The sequence below is a fragment of the Herbiconiux sp. genome (genome assembly GCF_023264855.1).
Classification (GTDB): domain Bacteria; phylum Actinomycetota; class Actinomycetes; order Actinomycetales; family Microbacteriaceae; genus Herbiconiux.
The window spans coordinates 40720-57561 of sequence record NZ_JAHFUW010000007.1; the positions used below are offsets into that span (position 1 = coordinate 40720).

Genomic DNA, 16842 nt, shown 5'->3' on the forward strand with positions numbered 1-16842 from the left:
TCCGGGAAGCCGGCGACGTCTGTTCCGGAGCGCTACGGAGCCTCAGCCGACGCTCGCAGGTGGATGGCGCCCTCCGTGCCGCGGAGCGAGCGGCCCGAGCCACCGTGACGCACGGCCAGAACCTCCGCCAGGATCGACACCGCCGTCTCCTCCGGCGACGAGGCGCCGAGATCGAGCCCGATCGGCGAGTGCAGGGCGGCGAGCTCCTGATCGCCGAGGCCACGCTCCCGCAGCTTCGCGAAGCGGCGGTCGTGCGTGACCCGCGACCCCATCGCCCCGACGTAGGCGACCGGCAGCGCCAGCGCCGCCTCGATCAGTGGCACGTCGAACTTGTCGTCGTGGGTGAGCACGCAGATCACGGTCCGCTCGTCGACAGCGGTCGACACGAGGTAGTCGACGGGCCAGCGGGTGACCACGTCGGCGCCGGGAAAACGATCGGGCGTGGCGAAGACGGGGCGTGCGTCGCACACCGTGACCCGGTAGCCCAGCAGTTGCGCGGCATTCGAGAGCGCCACCGAGAAGTCGACCGCGCCGAACACGATCAGGCGCGGCGGCGGAGCGCTGACGAGCAGCACCGCCTCGAGCACTTCGCCCTCGCACTCGACCCGACGGCGCACGGTGCGGCCCGCGTCGATCGCGCCGGCGAGCTCGTCGGCGATCCGGGCGGAGAGCGGATCGGCCGACTCGCCCGATCGCCCGGATTCGGATGGCCGCCGGGGGGTCATCAGGGTGGTTCCGGTGTGGCGCAGCAGCACCGCGATGCCCGCGTCCCGCCCCTCGCTCGCCCGCCGCAACTCGTCGAGCACCTGCTCGGCAGCAGCGGGGAGAGCTCCCTCGCTCGCGCGGTCGCTCGGCCTCCGAGGCTCCAGCTCCTGCACGAACACGGTCAGCCGGCCGCCGCACGACAGCCCCACCGCGAACGCGTCGTCATCGCTGAAGCCGAACTCGCAGACCTCGGAGGCGCCGGTCTCGAGCACCCGATTGCAGGCGTCGTACACGGCTCCCTCGACGCAGCCGCCCGAGATGCTGCCGATCACCCGGCCTTCGTCGTCCACCGCCATCGACGTGCCGATGGCCCGCGGCGCGCTCCCGTCGACGGCGATGACGGTCGCCACCGCGAGACGGCGCCCCCGGTCGCGTGCGGCGAGCAGATCGGTGGCGAGTTCGAGCATCCGGGGCCCCTCTCTTCGATCCGGTCCGTCATGAGCCTGACACATGAGCGTGTTAGAAAATGCTCATGCTCATCATCCACGACGCCCATCGCATCTTCGTCGACGCCGAGACCGAGTCCGGCCCCGGCTCCGAGCTGCGTCTGACCGACACGGTCGGGGCCCCGGACGCCGGGCCCGCCGCCGGCGAGTCGATCGAGCGCCTCGACGCCTCGGGCTGCGTCGTCACCCCAGGACTGGTGAACGCGCACCACCACCTGCTGCAGAGCGCGTTCCGCACCCTGCCCGGCACGCGCGGTGTGCCGATGCACGAGTGGCTGCCCCGGATGGCGGCCGAATATGCCGCGATCGGCATCGATCCCGAGCTCGCGCACACCGCGGCCCTCGTGGGGGTGGCCGAAGGACTGCTCAGCGGGGTCACGATGGTGGCCGACCACCACCTCACCTGGCCTGCCGGTTCCGACACCGTCGGCATCGCCGAGGCCACCGCCGCCGCGGCACGGGAACTCGGAGGGCGCCTCGCCTTCGTGCGCGGCTCGGCCCGCGACGACCCCGAAGAAGCGGCGGCTTCGGCCGACGCGATCGCCGAGGCCATCGTGCCCGGTGCGAGCGGAGGCGTGACCGCCGATGGGATGCTGCAGCTCGCGGTCGGTCCCGCCGGCGTGCACAGCGACAGCGAGGAGACCTTCCGGCTGCTGGGCGAGGTCGCCCTCGCCCGCGGACTGCGCCGCCGCACCCAGGCGAACGAGCAGGTCGACGTGGCCATCGCCCTCGAGAAGTACGGCCGTCGCCCGATCGACCTCCTCGACGAGTGGGGCTGGCTGGCCGACGACGTGACCCTGGCCCACCTGTGCGCCGTCACCCCCGAGGAGATCGCGTTGCTCGCGGCCCGCGGTGTCACCGCCACGCACGCGCCCGGCTGCGACCTGCCGATGGGCTGGGGCATCGCCCCGGTGGCGGCGCTCCAGGATGCCGGCATCCCGGTCGGACTCGGCACCAGCGGCGGCGGCAGCAACGACGCCGGTCACCTGCTGGCGGATGCCCGCCTGGCGATGCAGGTCGCTCCCCTGGTCGGTCCCCCCATCCCGGCCCGCCGCATCCTCTCCATGGCCACCGAGGGATCGGCCCTCGGCCTCGGCCGCCCCGAACTGGGCACCCTGCGCCCCGGCGCCGCCGCCGACCTCTGCGTCTGGGACGTCTCCGGCGTAGCCGACGCCGGCGTGGCCGACCCCGTCGCCGGCCTGCTCTGGGCCTCCCCCGGCCGCCGCCCCAAGCACGTGGTGGTAGCCGGGAAGGTGGTAGTCCGCGACTACCGGCTGGTGGCGCACGACGAGCGGGTGCTGGCAGCGGGGCTCAGCGGGCTTCTTGTGGCTCGACGGGGGTGACGGGAGTGTCTCTGCGAACACCGGCTGTGTTTGTTGCCGGTGGCGCCGGGCTTCGCTCGGCGTCATCGCGCGGCGCCGGTCCCTGCCCGGCGCCGCGCGATATGTGATCGCGCGGTCGGAGGGCGCGGGCTTCGCTCGCACCCTCCGGCCACACGATCACCTTGGGACGTCGAGTACGGCCTGAGACGTCGAGTGCTCAGCTCTCGGGTGGAGCGAAAACTGTGATTCCCGCGGAGACCTTCGGGTCGCTCTAGAGCTCCAGCACCAGCCTTGGGCAGGCGGCGCGGGAGACGCAGATCATCATGACCTCGTTCGCCTCCTGCTCGTCGGGGGTGAGCACCGAGTCGCGATGGTCGACCTCGCCCGAGACCACGGGGGTCTCGCAGGTGCCGCAGGTGCCTTCGCGGCACGAGGAGAGCACGAGCACGCCGGCCTCCTCGACCACGTCGAGGATCGAGCGGTCCGGCGGCACCTCCAGCGTCACCCCGGTGAGTTCGAGCTCCACCTCGAACGACTCGTGCCGCACGGGCTCGGTGACCTCGCGCGCCTCGAAGCGCTCCAGGTGCAGCGTGCCCGACGGCCATCCGGCCTCCGTGGCGCGTGCTTCGAGCGCGGTCAGCATCCGTGCCGGCCCGCAGCAGTAGACGAGGGCGTCCTCGGCGTCGAGGACGGACAGGTCCAGCCGGCGTCCGGCATCCGGCGTGTGCACCGTCACGCGGTCGCCGTACTCCCGCACGAGCTCGTCGACGAAGGGCATCCGCTCCAGCGAACGGCCGGCGTAGTCGAGGGTCCAGGATGCTCCGGCGGCCTCCGCGGCCCGGATCATCGGCAGGATGGGCGTGATCCCGATCCCGCCGGCGATGAACCGGTACCGGGTCGAGGGCGTGGGCGGCACCAGTGCGAAGTGGTTGAGCGGGCCCCGCAGCCGCAGCGCGGACCCCGCAGTGATGTGGGCGTGCAGGTGCTCCGATCCGCCCCGCCCGTCGGGCTCGCGCAGCACCGCCACCAGGTAGCGGCTGCGGTCGGCGGGGTCGCCGCAGAGCGAGTACTGCCGTTCGACGCCCGGCTGCACCACCACGTCGAGGTGGGCGCCCGGCGTCCAGGCCGGCAGCAGCGATCCGTCGACCGCTCGCAACTCGAGCAACACCACGTCTTCGGCGATGACGGAGGCGGATGCGACGACCGCATCGATCTCGGCGAGCGCCGAGGCGCCGGAACCGGCAGAAGCAGCAGCACTCATGCGCCCTCCCTCCGCTCTTTCACGATGAACAACTGGTATTCGCCCTCGCCTCGCGAGCACCACCGGTGCAGCGTGCCGCCGGCGTAGTGGATCGAGTCGCCGGCTTCGAGCTCGAAGGTGCCCTCGTCGCCGAGATCCACGAGCACCGCGCCGCGCACCACGTGCAGGAACTCCGCCTCGTCGTGCCGGTAGAACTCGCCCAGCGTTCGGTTGCGGCCGCGGAACTCCATCGGCACGAACGGCACGTCGCCGTGCACGAGGATGCGCGCCTCGCCCCCGCCGAAGGGTCCCTGCGGCCCCTCCATCCGGCGCACCATCGACACCCGGGCGCCGCCGTTGCCGGGAACCAGGTCGTCGGTGGCGGCGGCGATCAGCTCGATCTGGCTGGAGCCGAGCGCCCGGGCGATCCGCTCCAGCGACACCATGCTCGGGCGGGCCTGACCGCGCTCGAGCTGGCTGAGGAACGGATGCGACAACCCCGCCAGGCGGGCCAGTTCGACCAGCGTCAGCCCGCGCGCCTGCCGGAACGAGCGGATGCGCGCGCCCAGGCGCACGGTCTGCTCGTCGAGGACGACGCTTCCGGAGGTGATGGCGAACCCCTTTCGGGACGAGGTGGGACGGCGGTGAAGACAGCGGAGGGGACAGCGGTCGGCACCGCGTTCGATACAGACAGTAACCACGAACTGTACGGGGCGCGAAATCGGCTCGAGCGGCAATTTACATTCGGAAATCTTTGCGTTACGTGCTGGAAACGCGCCGTCCGTAGCGTGGCCCATGTTGAAGCCATCAACATCCGACCGGCGTCCGCCGGCACCGATCACCCCGACGACGTGATGATCATCACTCGGGCCACCGCGCCCAGGATTCCTGTGGGGAGACGATCGATGACCACGCTTCCCCGCCCCCTCCGGCACCTGCGGAACGCGCGGCTCGCCGACGGTTCGATCGTCGACGTGGAGCTGTCGGGATCCCTCGTGCGCTCGGTGCGGCCCGCCGGGTCGACGGATGCGGGCACCTCTGCCACGGCGACGACCGCCGACGCGGCATCCGGAGCCGCCGCCGACACTCTCGACCTCGACGGCTTCCTGCTGCTCACCGCCCCCGCCGAGCCGCACGCCCACCTGGACAAGGCGCTCTCCTGGGATCTGATCGACCCCCCGATGGGCGACCTCGGCCTCGCGATCGACTCCTGGAAGCGCTACAGCGCCGTGATGACCGTCGACAGCATCGCCGACCGGGCCCGCAGCCAGGCACTGGCGATGCTGCAGAACGGCACCACCGCCATCCGCTGCCACGTCGACATCCTGCAGGGCGACCAGCCGATGCGCGGGGTGCAGGCCTTGCTGCGGGTGCGCGACGAGCTGCGCGGGATCGTCGACATCGAGCTCACCGCCCTCGCCGGCCCCACGGTTCCGGATGCGCACATCCACGAGGCCCTCGACCTCGGCGTCGAGCTCGTGGGCGGCGCCCCGCACCTGGCCGACGACCCCGACGCCGATCTGCGCCGGCTGCTGGCGATCGCCGAGCGCCGCTCCCGCGGTGTCGACATGCACACCGACGAGAGCCTGCACGGCGCCGTGACGATGCACACCCTCGCCGAGGTGGTGCGCGACTGGCCCGCGAGCCGCCCCGTCACCGCCGGGCACTGCGTGCGCCTGGGCACCCTCGAGCCGGTCGAGCTCGACGCGGTCATCCGCGAGATGGTGCTGAGCAACATCGGCGTGGTGACGCTGCCGATCACGAACCTCTATCTGCAGGGTTGGGAGCATCCGGTCTCCACGCCTCGCGGTCTCACCGCCGTGCGCGCCCTGCTCGACGCGGGCGTTCGCCTGGGTGCGGGCGCCGACAACGTGCGCGACCCCTTCAACCCGGTCGGCCGCAGCGACGCGCTGGAGACGGCTTCGCTGCTGGTGACCGCCGGGCACCTCACGCTCGACGAGGCCTATGCCGCCGTGTCCGACGGGGCACGTTCGGTGATGAGCCTCCCCGCGGCAGGCGTCGCGGTGGGCGCGAAGGCGGAGCTGCTGGCCGTGCGCGGCGGCAGCCTCTCGGACGTCATCGCCAACGCGCCCGCCGACCGGTACGTCGTGCACGAGGGCCGCCTCGTCGCCCAGAGCGAGGTGCGGCGGCAGATCGCCCTCCCCGCAGCCTCCTCGATGTCGGAGGGTGCTCCTACGGTGAGCATCACTCAGCAAACCCCGTCCGCCCCCGCCCCCGATCCCATTCTCGAAACGAGGTGAGAAGCTCCATGTCCATCGCCACCCCGCCTGTCGCTCCCACGACCACGACCGACCAGCTGCTGCATTTCGACGACGTCGCGATGACGTTCCCGAACGGCACCACGGCGCTCTCCGGAGTGTCCCTGACCGTCAACCGCGGCGAGTTCGTCACCGTCGTCGGCCCCTCCGGCTGCGGCAAGTCGACGCTGCTCCGGATCGCCTCCGGCCTCACCCCGGCCACGGAGGGCACGACGCAGGTCGACACCAGCCGCATCGGCTACGTGTTCCAGGATGCGACGCTCCTCCCGTGGCGCGACGTGCAGTCGAACGTCGAGCTGCTCGCCGAGCTGAACGGCAAGCCGAAGAAGGAACGGCAGAAGACCGCCAAGGAAGCGATCGACCTGGTGGGGCTCACCGGCTTCGAGAAGCACCTGCCCCGCACGCTCTCCGGCGGCATGAAGATGCGCACCTCGCTGGCGCGCTCGCTCACGCTCGACCCCGAGCTGTTCCTGTTCGACGAGCCGTTCGGCGCCCTCGACGAGATCACCCGCGAGCGCCTGAACGACGAGCTGATCAAGCTCTTCACCGAGCAGCAGTTCGCCGGCCTGTTCATCACCCACTCCGTGTCGGAGGCGGTCTACCTCTCCACCAAGGTGGTCGTCATGTCGGGCCGCCCCGGCAAGATCGTCGACGAGTTCCCGGTGGAGTTCCCGTTCCCCCGCGACCCCGAGATCCGCTTCACCGCCGAGTTCGCCGAACTCTGCGGCCAGGTCTCCCACGCTCTCCGAGAAGGTCACCACTGATGACGACGACACCTCCCGCTCCCCCGAAGAACCGCACGCTGATGCGGCCGGCCACGGTCACTCCGACCAAGAAGAAGTCGGCCACCTGGGTGCCGCCGGTGCTGGTGGCCCTCGGCATCATCGCCATCTGGTACCTCGTCTCCTACGTGGTGCTCGACGACAAGCGCCGCTTCCTGCTGCCGCCCCCTCACGAGGTGTTCACCGAGGCCTTCTTCCAGCCCGACGTGTTCAGCGACATCATGGTGGCGCTCGGCCGCACCGCCGTGGTGGCCCTGGTGGGCCTCGCGATCGCGATGATCATCGGCATCGGCTGGGCCATCGCGATGAGCCAGGCGCGCTGGATCGAGCGCTCGACGTTCCCCTACGCCGTCATCCTGCAGTGCATCCCGATCCTCGCCCTGGTGCCGCTGATCGGCTTCTGGTTCGGCTTCGACTACCCGGCCCGCATCATCGTCTGCGTGATGATCGCGTTGTTCCCGATGGTGTCGAACACCCTGTTCGGGCTGCAGTCGGTCGACAAGGGCCAGCGCGAGCTGTTCCAGCTGCAGAAGGCGTCCCGCTGGACGGTGCTCACCAAGCTCGAGTTCCCGGCCGCCCTGCCCGCCATCTTCGCGGGCATGCGGATCTCCGCCGGTCTCGCCGTGGTCGGCGCGATCGTGGGCGACTACTTCTTCCGCCGCGGCGAGCCGGGTCTCGGGTCGCTCATCTCGAACTACCAGTCCCGGGTGCAGTCGGCCGAACTCTTCGCCGCCATCATCACGGCTTCGCTGTTCGGCGTGCTGATCTTCATCCTCTTCGGCTGGCTCGGCAAGCGGGTCGTCGGCAAATGGTACGACTTCTCCGCCAGCTGATCCCCCGCCGGCCTATCCCCCGCCGGCCCTGCCGGCCCACAGCGTTCCACCGCACCACCGCACCATCCCTCCCTGCACCACAGACACAAGGAGTAGACATGCGCAGCACCCGAACACGGCTCATCCTCACCACCGGCCTCGTGGCCACCACCGCCCTCGCCCTCGCCGCCTGCAGCAGCGGATCCTCGGCGAGCGACGGATCCACGGCATCCGCCGATCTCACCATCGGCTCGGTCGACCTCGCGGCAGCCGGCTGTCCGGCGAAGGTCGTCATCCAGACCGACTGGAACCCCGAGTCGGAGCACGGTCACCTGTACCAGCTGCTCGGTCCCGACCCCGTGATCGACTCGGACAACAAGCTCGTCTCCGGCCCGCTCTACTCGGCCGGCGAGTACACCGGCGTCGACGTCGAGATCCGCTCCGGCGGGCCGGCGATCGGCTTCCAGACCGTCTCCAGCCAGATGTACACCGACCCCGACATCATGCTCGGCTACGTCACCACCGACGAGGCCGTGCTGCTCTCGGCCGACATGCCCACCACGGCCGTGTTCGCGCCGCTTGACATCAGCCCGCTGATGGTGATGTGGGATCCGGAGACCTACCCCGACGCGAAGACCATCGAAGACGTCGTGAAGGCCGGCGCCGTGGTGCGCTACTTCGGCGGATCGGCGTACATGGAGTACCTCAACACCACGAACATCATCCCCACCGCGCAGGCCGACGGCAGCTACGACGGAACCCCCGCCAGCTTCATCGCCTCGGGCGGAAAAGACGCCCAGCAGGGCTTCGCCTCGGCCGAGCCCTACATCTACGAGAACGAGGTCGCCGACTGGATGAAGCCGGTCGCGTACCAGCTCATCAACGACACCGGCTACGAGGCGTACCAGTCGGCGATGGCGGTGCGCACGGACGACCTGGCTGCCGACAGCGACTGCCTCAAGGCGCTCGTGCCCGTGCTGCAGCAGGCGGAGGTCGACTACTTCGCCGACCCGGCGCCGGTCAACACGATGATCCTCGACCTGGTCGAGAAGTTCGACACCGGCTGGGTCTACTCTCAGGGCGTGGCCGACTACTCGGTGAAGACGATGATCGACGAGGGCATCGTGGGCAACGGCCCGAACGACACCATCGGCGACTTCGACGACAAGCGCATGGGGACCTTCTTCGACACGGTCGTGCCGATCTTCTCGGGTCTCGGCACTCCCCCGTCCGACGGGCTCGCGGTGGACGACATCTACACCAACGAGTTCATCGACACCTCCATCGGCCTGAAGTAGCCGACCGAGCACCGGCCCCTCCACCGCGAACAGAAAGCAGCTGAGACCATGACGCTCCCATCCGTGACGGAGCAGCGCGCTCCGAGTCGACGACTCGAGGGCACGCGGATGCTCGTCACGGGTGGGGCGCGTGGGATCGGCGCCGCCATCGCCCGGCGCTGCACCGCCGAGGGCGCCGAGGTGGTGGTGCTCGACCGTCTGGCCGAGCAGGGTTCCGCCTTCGCCCAGGAGATCGGCTGCCACTTCGTGCCGGTCGACCTGGGCGACCAGGCGAACACCGAAGACGCCTTCGGCACAGCGCTCGAGAAGCTCGGCGGAATCGACGTGCTCGTGAACAACGCGGGCATCCTGCGCTTCGCACCGCTGCTGGAGATCACGGTGCAGGAGTGGGAGACGATGTTCGCCATCAACACCACGGCGATGCTGATCACCACCCAGCTCGCCGCCCGCTCGATGATCGCGGCCGGCACCGGCGGCAAGGTCGTCAACATGGCCAGCATGGCCGGCAAGACCGGCGGAGCGGGCCAGGGGCACTACGCCGCGTCCAAGTCGGCCGTGATCGCCCTGACCCGGGTGACCGCGCTCGAACTCGGCGCATCCGGGATCACCGCCAACTGCATCTGCCCGGGCTACGTGCTCACCGAGATGGGCGCCGACACCCGCACCGCGGACGACGTGGCCGAGTGGTCGTCGTACTCGCCGCTCGGGCGGCTGGCCGACCCGGCCGACGTGGCCGGCGTCGCCGCGTTCCTCGCCTCGGCCGACTCGGACTACATGACCGGGCAGGCCCTCAACGTCACCGGCGGGATGCTCATGTCCTGAGCAGCCCCGCCTTCTCTCACATCCGCTCTACCGCGCCAAAGGATCCGCCGCATGACCAGCCCTGAAGACATCACCGCCCTCGCCGCCGAACTCGCCGGTATCCTGGGAGAGCGAGGCGTCAGCACCGAACTGCGCGGGCGCGAGAAGGCCTCGGTCGACGGGGCGAAGATGTCCCCCATCCTCGCCGAGCAGCTGCCGCTCGGCCTCGCCGACATCGTCGCGTTCCCCACGAACGCCGAACAGATCGCCCAGGTCGTCGCGGCCGCCGTGCGCCATGGCGTCTCCGTGACGCCGCGCGGCAAGGGCACGGGCAACTACGGGCAGGCCATCCCGCTGGAGGGCGGGCTCGTGCTCGACATGTCCAAGGCCCGCGCGGTCACCGAGGTGGGTGACGGCTGGCTCACCGCCGAAGCCGGAACGCCCATGGTCACGATCGAGCAGGCGGCGCGGGAGAGCGGGCAGCAGATCCTGATGTACCCGTCCACCGCGCAGTCCTCCATCGGCGGTTTTCTGTCGGGCGGCTCCGGCGGCACCGGCTCCATCAAGCACGGCTCGAACATGAGCGGCGACTACGTGCTCGCGCTCGACGTGGTCTACGCCTCCCCCGTGCCCGAACTGGTGCACGTCGAGGGCGCCGAGGCGCAGCCGTTCGTGCACACCTACGGCACCGCGGGCATCATCGCCCGAGCCACCATCGCACTCGAGCCGATGCAGGACTGGCGCGGCTTCTACGCCAGCTTCCCCACCTTCGAGCAGGCCACGTCGATCCTGCGCCAGGTCGGATGGCTCGAGCCCACCCCCCGGCTGGTCTCGGCCGACCTGCCCCGGATCGCGGATGCTTTGCCCGCCGACGATGCCATCCCGAAGGGGCGCGCGTCGCTGCGCGCCATCCTCGACGCCGCCACGATCGAGGCGGCCACCGCTCTCGTCGAGGGCGCCGGCGGCCGGGTCGAAGAGGTGCGCGAGGGCCCGCAGTCCACGGTGAAGATCTCGATGCTCTCCTACAATCACCCGATCGAGTGGCTGCAGAAGTCGGTTCCCGACGAGAGCTGGTTCCACGTCGAGGTCTCGGGCGACGCGCTCGTCGACCGGCTCGACGAGGTGCACGCCGTCTACCCCGGCGGCCTGCTGCACATCGAGGCCCAGCGCGACTACCCGATCGGTATGCTCGCGGCACCCTACGTCAGCCCCGAGGCCGTCTACGAGGGCTTCGAACGCCTGCTCGCCATCGACGTCGGCTACCACAGCCCGCACCAGTGGTTCGTCGACCACCAGGTGGAGCGCACGCGCGCCCTGGCCGCGGACACCGATCCCGACGGCCTCCTGAACCCCGGCAAGCTTCCGCCCGAGGGCGCCCTGCTCGGCCCGGAGAAGCGCGCATGAGCCGCCGTCTAGTCGAGCTGTCCGGCACGGCGGCCACGGCTGCGCTGTCCGACGACTCCGTCATCGTGCTCCCCACCGGCGCCATCGAGCACCACGGTCCGCATCTGCCTCTGATGACCGACTACCTGATCGCCGACAGCGTCGCGAACGCCGCCGTCGAGCAGGCGGCCGCCGAGGGCCACGACGTCTGGATCCTGCCGACCCTCGCCTACACCAAGTCCGACGAGCACCACTGGGCATCCGGCACGATGTGGATCAGCTGGGACACGCTGATGCAGACCGTCGTCGAACTCGGCAACTCCATCGCCGCGACCCCCGCCCGCAAGCTCGTGTTCTTCAACGGGCACGGCGGCAACCTGGCACTGCTGCAGGTGGCCTGCCGCGAGCTGCGCCGCCGCTTCGGGCTGCAGACCTTCCTGATGGGCGCCACCGTGCCCGCCGGCGCGCACGACGGGCCCGAAGAGCTCGGTCTCGGCATCCACGCCGGTCACGCCGAGACCTCGCTGGTGCTGCACCTGCGGCCCGAGCTGGTCGATCTCTCGCTCGCCGAGCGCAGCGTGCCGGAGCATCTCGCCGGCTACGAGCACATCGGCTTCAAGAAGCGGGTCACCTTCGGCTGGCTCTCCAACGACTTCGCCACCAACGGCACACTCGGCGACCCGACCGGCGCAACGGCCGCCTACGGCGCCGAGTTGTTCGATGCGGCGGTCGCCGACTCGGTCGCCGCCTTCGCCGAGATCGCCCGCTTCGACGCCGCGGGCGGGGCGGCGTGAGCGACTCGTCCGAGACCGGCGCTCCCCGATCCATGCAGGGCCAGACCTCGGGCGCGGTGCCGCCGCCCGGCCTGCCCGGCGCCACCGCCACGAGTCCGGTGCAGATCCCCGACAACGCGACGCCCGACCGTATCCTGCCCGACTGGCTGCCGCGGAACGACGACCCGGTGCGCCCCACGATGACCCTCTCGACCCTCGGCGTCGACGGATACCCGGATGCGCGCACCGTGCTGCTCAGCGAATACGACGAGAGCGGCTTCTTCTTCCACACCGACTCCCGCTCGCGCAAGATCGTCGGCACGGCGTCGCCGCGGGCCGCTCTCACCCTGCTCGGCCCCGGGCGCCAGCTGGTGATCCAGGGAGACGCGAGCATCGCGCCCGCCGAGGAGGCCGAGCGCGTGTACGCCCGGCGCTCGCGCTACCTGCAGATCCTGGCCTGGCTGAACACGCCGGAGTTCGCGGCCCTCCCGCTGGCCGAGCGCATCGCCCGCTGGGCCGCGTTCGATGCCGAGCATCCGGAGGGCACGCTCACCCCGCCCGACACCTGGGTCGGCTACCGGGTGACCCCGATCCGCCTCACCTTCTGGGAGGGTCGCCCCGACACGGCGGGCCGCCGCACCGAGTTCACCCGCCCCGAGGCCACCCCCGGCGCCCCCTGGACCCGCACCCTCCTCCCCGGCTGAGCCCCTTACTGACGTGCGGGTTTGTGCTCTATTCCTGCGGAATCAGAGCACAAACCCGCAAGTCGCCGAGGCCGGGCGGGGGTCAGTGCTTCGCGGCCGCAGCGGCGATGGCCTCGGTGAGCACCGTGAGCAGGCGTGGAGAGTCGCGCTCCGGGAGGCACACCTCGATGAAGACCGATCGGTCGGTCGTGGCATGCGCCACCTCCAGCGCCGCCGCCAGCTCATCCTGGGTGGAGGCCTTCGCTGTCACCACCCGGTCGGCCGCACCGAAGGCCGCCGGGATGAGGGTCCAGTCCCAGGGCGTGATGTCTTGGTACACCGCCGCCGGGCTCTGGATCTTGCGCTCGACCGTGTAGCCGTCGTTGTTCAGCAGGAAGATCACCGGCGTGTAGCCGCGATGCAGCACCGTGGCCAGCTCCTGCACGGTCAGCTGCGCCGCTCCGTCGCCGACGAACAGCACCGCCCGGCGTGACGGGTCGGCCACGCAGGCTCCGAGCGTCGCCGGGATCGTGTAGCCGATCGACGACCACACGGGCTGCCCGAGCAGCGCCGACTCGTCGGGCAGCACGAGGTCGAGCGCCCCGTAGAACGAGGTGCCCGCATCCGCGATCACGGTCGTCCCCGGCTGCAGCCAGTCCTGGATCGCGCCCCAGAAATACTCCTGGGACAAGGGCTCACCGGCCACGGGCGAGGCGGCGGACGGGACATCCGGATGCCCGACCGGCGAGACCGCCGGCCGGGACGACTCCCCGAGGACCGCGTGCAGCGCCCGGAGGGAATCCTCCAGGCGCACGTCGTAGAAGGTCGTGTCGGCGATCCGCGCCGAGGTCAGCCCGAGCTCGATCGCGGCATCCTCATCGAAGCGCTGCGTGAAGAAGCCGGTCAGGAAGTCGCTCATCACCGTGCCGGCCAGCACCAGCAACGGCGCCGAATCGACGGCCTCGCGGGCCGCGTCGACCCGCGTGAACGCACCCATGTAGGTACCGAGCGACGCCGGGTGCGACTCGTCGAGGATGGCCTTCGACATGTTCTGCGAGGCCAGGTACACCCCGTCGTGATCGGCGATCGACCGGATGAGCGGCTCGAGACGCCGGCGGTGCACCTGCGGCCCCACGAGCATCGTGACCCGCGACTGCGCGGCCACGGCCTCGGCGAGCGCCGCCGTGAAGCGGGCGAGCTCGGCGGCGTCGCTGGAGGCCGCCACCAGGGGCGTGCGCAGGTTCGCCGCGTGCACGGGCGCGACCGCCACGTCGGACGGGATTCCGAGGTACACCGGCTTCGACTCGCGCAGCGCCGTCATCAGCGCGGCGTCGATGTCGCGCGTGGCGGTGGCGAGGCGCACGATCGTGGCCGAGGCGGTCACCTCGCGGTAGGCACGGAAGAAGTGCTCGTAGTCGCCGTCGATCAGCGTGTGGTGAAGGTGCAGCCCCTGCGCGCGGGCCGCGGTGGACGGCATCCCGGTGATCTGCACCACCGGCACGTCTTCGGAGAAGCTGCCCGCCACGCCGTTGATGGCCGAGAGCTCACCCACCCCGAAGGTGGTCACGAGCGCGCCGATGCCGCGGCGCAATCGCGCGTAACCGTCGGCCGCATAGGCGGCGTTCAGCTCGTTGGTGGAGCCCGTCCAGTGGAAACCGGGAACGGTCACCATCTGGTCGAGCAGACTGAGGTTGAAGTCGCCCGGCAGGCCGAACACGTGGTCGGCGCCGAGCTGCACCAGGCGGGTGGCGAGGTACTGGCCGACGGTCACGGTGGTGGGTGTCGGGCTGGCGGGGGTGGGGCTTCCGGATTGTGTCTGGTCACTCATGCGACCAGCATGCCATCTCGGGGCCCGCTGCCCCCGGCGGCGACTACTCCGCGGCGGCGAGCGTCTCGGCGAGCTCGCCGAGGAAGGCGTCGGCCGACTCGTCGTCCGAATGCAGCACGACCTCGTCGCCCTGGCCGAAGCCGAGGCCGAGCACGGCCAGGATGCTGCGCGCGTCGACGGCCGTCGCATCCGGACGCCCGATGGTCACGGCGTGCCCGCTCTCGGTGACCGCCTTGACCATGATGCCCACGGGGCGGGCGTGCAGGCCGGAGGGGGCGGTGACGGTGAAACGGCGTTCGGGCATGGCATGACTCCTGAAAGGGTGGGGGGACGACCTCAGGTTTTGCCCGGACGTGGTAACAATCCTGTTTCGGCCCCTAGTCCACCGCGCGATGCGGCGGCTGTCAAATCAGCTCGCGTGCAGCCGCTCCCGGATGCGATCGAGGGTCTGCATCACCACGACGCTCTCCTCCAGCGGCATCACGGGGCTCTCGGTCAGCCCGGCGCGGAGGCACCTCTCGACCTCGGCGGCCTGGAAGTGCAGGCCGCGAGGGGTCGGTCCGGCGTCGAACCGCTCGAGCTCGACCGAGGGGCGGCCGCCGCTGTGCCGGCTGAGCGAGGTCCAGGTGAACCAGTACGGGTCGAGCTCGAGGTACCCCTCGGAGCCGATCACGGCGGCCCGGCTCGGCCCCGCCTGCTGCATCGAGAACCGGGTGCTGGAATAGCCGCGCTCGTGCCGCATCAGGACCGTCGCGTCGCCGTCGACACCGCTCGGCAGGATGTCGCCGACCGCCTCGATCGAGGTCGGCGCCCCGAGCAGCTGCACGGCGAACGAGACGCCGTAGACGCCGAGGTCGATCAGGGCGCCGCCCCCGAGGTCAGGGTCGAGGTGGCGGCTCCCGGGCTGCGGACGGATGGCCTGGTAGTGCCCGGTGTCGACCGAGCGCAGCTCGCCGATGCTGCCGTCGTCGATCGCCCGCCGCAGCTCCACCATGGGCGGCAGGAAGCGCGTCCACATCGCCTCCATCGCGAACACCCCGGCGGTCCGGGCGGCATCCGCGACCCGCCGCGCGCTCGCTCCGTCGACCGTGAACGACTTCTCGATCAGCGCCGCCTTGCCGGCCGCGAACACCATCCCCGCGTGCTCCTCGTGCAGGCCCTGCGGGGTGGCGATGTAGACCACGTCGACCGTGTCGTCCGCCAGCAGCGCGTCGTAGCCGCCGTGCGCGTGCGGGATGCCGAAGCGGTCGGCGAAGGCCCGGGCCGAGTCGCCGGAGCGGGCCCCCACGGCGGCGACGGTGTGCCCGGCGGAGGTCAGGTCGCCGACGAAGGCCGAGGCGATCTTTCCGGCACCGAGGATGCCCCAGCGGATCGGATCCGTCGAGCCGGACGGCGTCGGGGCGGAGGTCGGAGTGGTCATGTTAGTATCCCTGTGGCTTGTCACTGCATCTGCAGGCAACACCGTAGCGGCACTCGACGACGAGGCCGCCGATCGTGTTCCTAGGAGTGGCAGAAGTGATCGTACGGCGGGTACTGAACAACAGCGTGGTCGACGCTCTCGACGACTCGCTGCAAGAGGTCATCGTCTTCGGCAAGGGCCTCGGATTTCATTCCAAGCCCGGCGAGAGCATCGACGAGTCGCTGATCGAGAAGGTCTTCCGGCTCGATGACGACGCGGCCAGCCGCCACTTCGCGAGCATCGTGGGCTCCATCCCGGCCGAGATCCTGTCGGCCACCGCCGACCTGGTCACCCGGGCACGCGCCGAGCTGTCGTCGAAGATCAGCGACAGCCTCTACGCCTCGCTCGCCGATCACCTGAGCTTCGCCGTGCAGCGCGCCCGCGAGGGCGGCGAGTTCACCGTGCCCCTGGCCGTCGAGGTGCGCCGCTTCTACCCTACCGAGTACGCCTTCGCGAAGAGCGCCGTGACCGAGCTGAACGACCGCCTCGAGGTCGAGCTGCCGCCCGAGGAGGCGATCAGCATCGCGCTGCACGTCATCAACGCGCAGGTCGGCGGGGCGGCCGACAGCGCGGCCCGCCTGATGGAGCTCACCCACGCCATCCTCGAGATCGTGCGCCTGCACTACGGGCTCGACTACGAGGAGGACAGCCCCGCCTACCTCCGCTTCGTCACCCACCTGCGCTTCTTCGCCCAGCGCGTGCTGCTCGGCGAGACCGTGCAGCGCGACGACGCCGAACTGCTGCGCATCCTGCGCGAGCAGAAACCGGATGCGTTCGCGAGCGTCGACAAGGTCGATGCCTTCGTGATGCGCAGCCACGGGCACGCCATGAGCGCCTCGGAGAAGGTCTACATCGGCCTGCACATCGCGAACTTCCTCTAGACCCGCACCACGAACCCGCACCACCCCACATCCCACACCCCACCACCGAATCCGAAGCCGCGTCAGGACCCTCCGCGTGAAGCCCGGGAT

General features: G+C 70.6%; 16 protein-coding genes. 10 read left to right on the forward strand and 6 right to left on the reverse strand.

What is annotated here, in order from left to right; translation table 11 throughout:
• Positions 1-32: 32 nt before the first annotated feature.
• Positions 33-1172, reverse strand: coding sequence for an XdhC/CoxI family protein (locus Q0D75_RS04520; RefSeq protein ID WP_291049884.1), 1140 nt, complete (start codon positions 1170-1172; stop codon positions 33-35).
• 65 nt (positions 1173-1237) lie between these two features.
• On the opposite strand from Q0D75_RS04520, the gene Q0D75_RS04525 reads away from it, so the two are divergent.
• The gene (locus tag Q0D75_RS04525) at positions 1238-2554 is read left to right on the forward strand and encodes an amidohydrolase family protein (protein ID WP_291049886.1); all 1317 of its coding nucleotides are present in this window, start codon (positions 1238-1240) and stop codon (positions 2552-2554) included.
• 250 nt (positions 2555-2804) lie between these two features.
• Here the strand turns inward: Q0D75_RS04525 and Q0D75_RS04530 are convergent, their stop codons facing one another.
• Positions 2805-3794 carry a PDR/VanB family oxidoreductase gene (locus Q0D75_RS04530; RefSeq protein ID WP_291049888.1) on the reverse strand — a complete coding sequence of 330 codons (990 nt, stop codon included), beginning with the start codon at positions 3792-3794 and terminating at the stop codon, positions 2805-2807.
• Positions 3791-4348 (reverse strand): helix-turn-helix domain-containing protein, encoded by a 558-nt coding sequence (locus tag Q0D75_RS04535; RefSeq protein WP_291049889.1) that lies wholly within the window; start codon positions 4346-4348, stop codon positions 3791-3793. The genes Q0D75_RS04530 and Q0D75_RS04535 overlap by 4 nt, the downstream gene beginning before the upstream one ends.
• Positions 4349-4678: 330 nt before the next feature.
• Here Q0D75_RS04535 and Q0D75_RS04540 point away from each other — a divergent pair, with 330 nt between their 5' ends.
• The 8 genes from Q0D75_RS04540 (at position 4679) to Q0D75_RS04575 (ending at position 12605) form a co-directional block, all read left to right on the forward strand.
• Positions 4679-6034 carry an amidohydrolase family protein gene (locus tag Q0D75_RS04540; protein WP_291049890.1) on the forward strand — a complete coding sequence of 452 codons (1356 nt, stop codon included), beginning with the start codon at positions 4679-4681 and terminating at the stop codon, positions 6032-6034.
• An 8-nt stretch (positions 6035-6042) separates the two neighbouring features.
• Positions 6043-6816 carry an ABC transporter ATP-binding protein gene (locus tag Q0D75_RS04545; RefSeq protein WP_291049891.1) on the forward strand — a complete coding sequence of 258 codons (774 nt, stop codon included), beginning with the start codon at positions 6043-6045 and terminating at the stop codon, positions 6814-6816.
• Entirely contained in the window at positions 6816-7667 is an 852-nt protein-coding gene (locus Q0D75_RS04550) for an ABC transporter permease (protein ID WP_291049892.1), read from the forward strand. Before Q0D75_RS04545 ends, Q0D75_RS04550 begins: the two co-directional genes overlap by 1 nt.
• Positions 7668-7765: 98 nt before the next feature.
• Positions 7766-8944: an ABC transporter substrate-binding protein gene (locus Q0D75_RS04555; protein ID WP_291049893.1), complete on the forward strand. Its 1179-nt coding sequence runs from the start codon at positions 7766-7768 to the stop codon at positions 8942-8944.
• Between the two features lie 48 nt (positions 8945-8992).
• On the forward strand, positions 8993-9766 hold the full coding sequence (locus tag Q0D75_RS04560; protein WP_291049894.1) for an SDR family NAD(P)-dependent oxidoreductase: 774 nt from the start codon (positions 8993-8995) through the stop codon (positions 9764-9766).
• 51 nt (positions 9767-9817) lie between these two features.
• On the forward strand, positions 9818-11149 hold the full coding sequence (locus tag Q0D75_RS04565) for an FAD-binding oxidoreductase (RefSeq protein WP_291049895.1): 1332 nt from the start codon (positions 9818-9820) through the stop codon (positions 11147-11149).
• Entirely contained in the window at positions 11146-11922 is a 777-nt protein-coding gene (locus Q0D75_RS04570) for a creatininase family protein (protein WP_291049896.1), read from the forward strand. The genes Q0D75_RS04565 and Q0D75_RS04570 overlap by 4 nt, the downstream gene beginning before the upstream one ends.
• Positions 11919-12605 (forward strand): pyridoxamine 5'-phosphate oxidase family protein, encoded by a 687-nt coding sequence (locus Q0D75_RS04575; protein ID WP_291049897.1) that lies wholly within the window; start codon positions 11919-11921, stop codon positions 12603-12605. The genes Q0D75_RS04570 and Q0D75_RS04575 overlap by 4 nt, the downstream gene beginning before the upstream one ends.
• A gap of 82 nt (positions 12606-12687) precedes the next feature.
• Here the strand turns inward: Q0D75_RS04575 and Q0D75_RS04580 are convergent, their stop codons facing one another.
• From Q0D75_RS04580 to Q0D75_RS04590, 3 genes are all read right to left on the reverse strand, one after another.
• Entirely contained in the window at positions 12688-14412 is a 1725-nt protein-coding gene (locus Q0D75_RS04580) for a thiamine pyrophosphate-binding protein (RefSeq protein WP_291049899.1), read from the reverse strand.
• A 43-nt stretch (positions 14413-14455) separates the two neighbouring features.
• Entirely contained in the window at positions 14456-14716 is a 261-nt protein-coding gene (locus Q0D75_RS04585) for an HPr family phosphocarrier protein (RefSeq protein WP_291049901.1), read from the reverse strand.
• A gap of 105 nt (positions 14717-14821) precedes the next feature.
• Positions 14822-15832, reverse strand: coding sequence for a Gfo/Idh/MocA family oxidoreductase (locus Q0D75_RS04590; RefSeq protein ID WP_291049903.1), 1011 nt, complete (start codon positions 15830-15832; stop codon positions 14822-14824).
• A 95-nt stretch (positions 15833-15927) separates the two neighbouring features.
• Between Q0D75_RS04590 and Q0D75_RS04595 the strand changes: the two genes are divergently transcribed.
• Positions 15928-16752 (forward strand): PRD domain-containing protein, encoded by an 825-nt coding sequence (locus Q0D75_RS04595; protein ID WP_291049905.1) that lies wholly within the window; start codon positions 15928-15930, stop codon positions 16750-16752.
• The last annotated feature ends 90 nt before the right edge of the window (positions 16753-16842 follow it).

Bases quoted from the DNA above. Each gene is read 5' to 3' on its own strand.
- Q0D75_RS04520 (WP_291049884.1), bottom strand. From the start codon at position 1,172: ATGCTCGAACTCGCCACCGATCTGCTCGCCGCACGCGACCGGGGGCGC.
- Q0D75_RS04525 (WP_291049886.1), top strand. From the start codon at position 1,238: ATGCTCATCATCCACGACGCCCATCGCATCTTCGTCGACGCCGAGACC.
- Q0D75_RS04530 (WP_291049888.1), bottom strand. From the start codon at position 3,794: ATGAGTGCTGCTGCTTCTGCCGGTTCCGGCGCCTCGGCGCTCGCCGAG.
- Q0D75_RS04540 (WP_291049890.1), top strand. From the start codon at position 4,679: ATGACCACGCTTCCCCGCCCCCTCCGGCACCTGCGGAACGCGCGGCTC.
- Q0D75_RS04545 (WP_291049891.1), top strand. From the start codon at position 6,043: ATGTCCATCGCCACCCCGCCTGTCGCTCCCACGACCACGACCGACCAG.
- Q0D75_RS04550 (WP_291049892.1), top strand. From the start codon at position 6,816: ATGACGACGACACCTCCCGCTCCCCCGAAGAACCGCACGCTGATGCGG.
- Q0D75_RS04555 (WP_291049893.1), top strand. From the start codon at position 7,766: ATGCGCAGCACCCGAACACGGCTCATCCTCACCACCGGCCTCGTGGCC.
- Q0D75_RS04560 (WP_291049894.1), top strand. From the start codon at position 8,993: ATGACGCTCCCATCCGTGACGGAGCAGCGCGCTCCGAGTCGACGACTC.
- Q0D75_RS04565 (WP_291049895.1), top strand. From the start codon at position 9,818: ATGACCAGCCCTGAAGACATCACCGCCCTCGCCGCCGAACTCGCCGGT.
- Q0D75_RS04570 (WP_291049896.1), top strand. From the start codon at position 11,146: ATGAGCCGCCGTCTAGTCGAGCTGTCCGGCACGGCGGCCACGGCTGCG.
- Q0D75_RS04580 (WP_291049899.1), bottom strand. From the start codon at position 14,412: ATGAGTGACCAGACACAATCCGGAAGCCCCACCCCCGCCAGCCCGACA.
- Q0D75_RS04585 (WP_291049901.1), bottom strand. From the start codon at position 14,716: ATGCCCGAACGCCGTTTCACCGTCACCGCCCCCTCCGGCCTGCACGCC.
- Q0D75_RS04590 (WP_291049903.1), bottom strand. From the start codon at position 15,832: ATGACCACTCCGACCTCCGCCCCGACGCCGTCCGGCTCGACGGATCCG.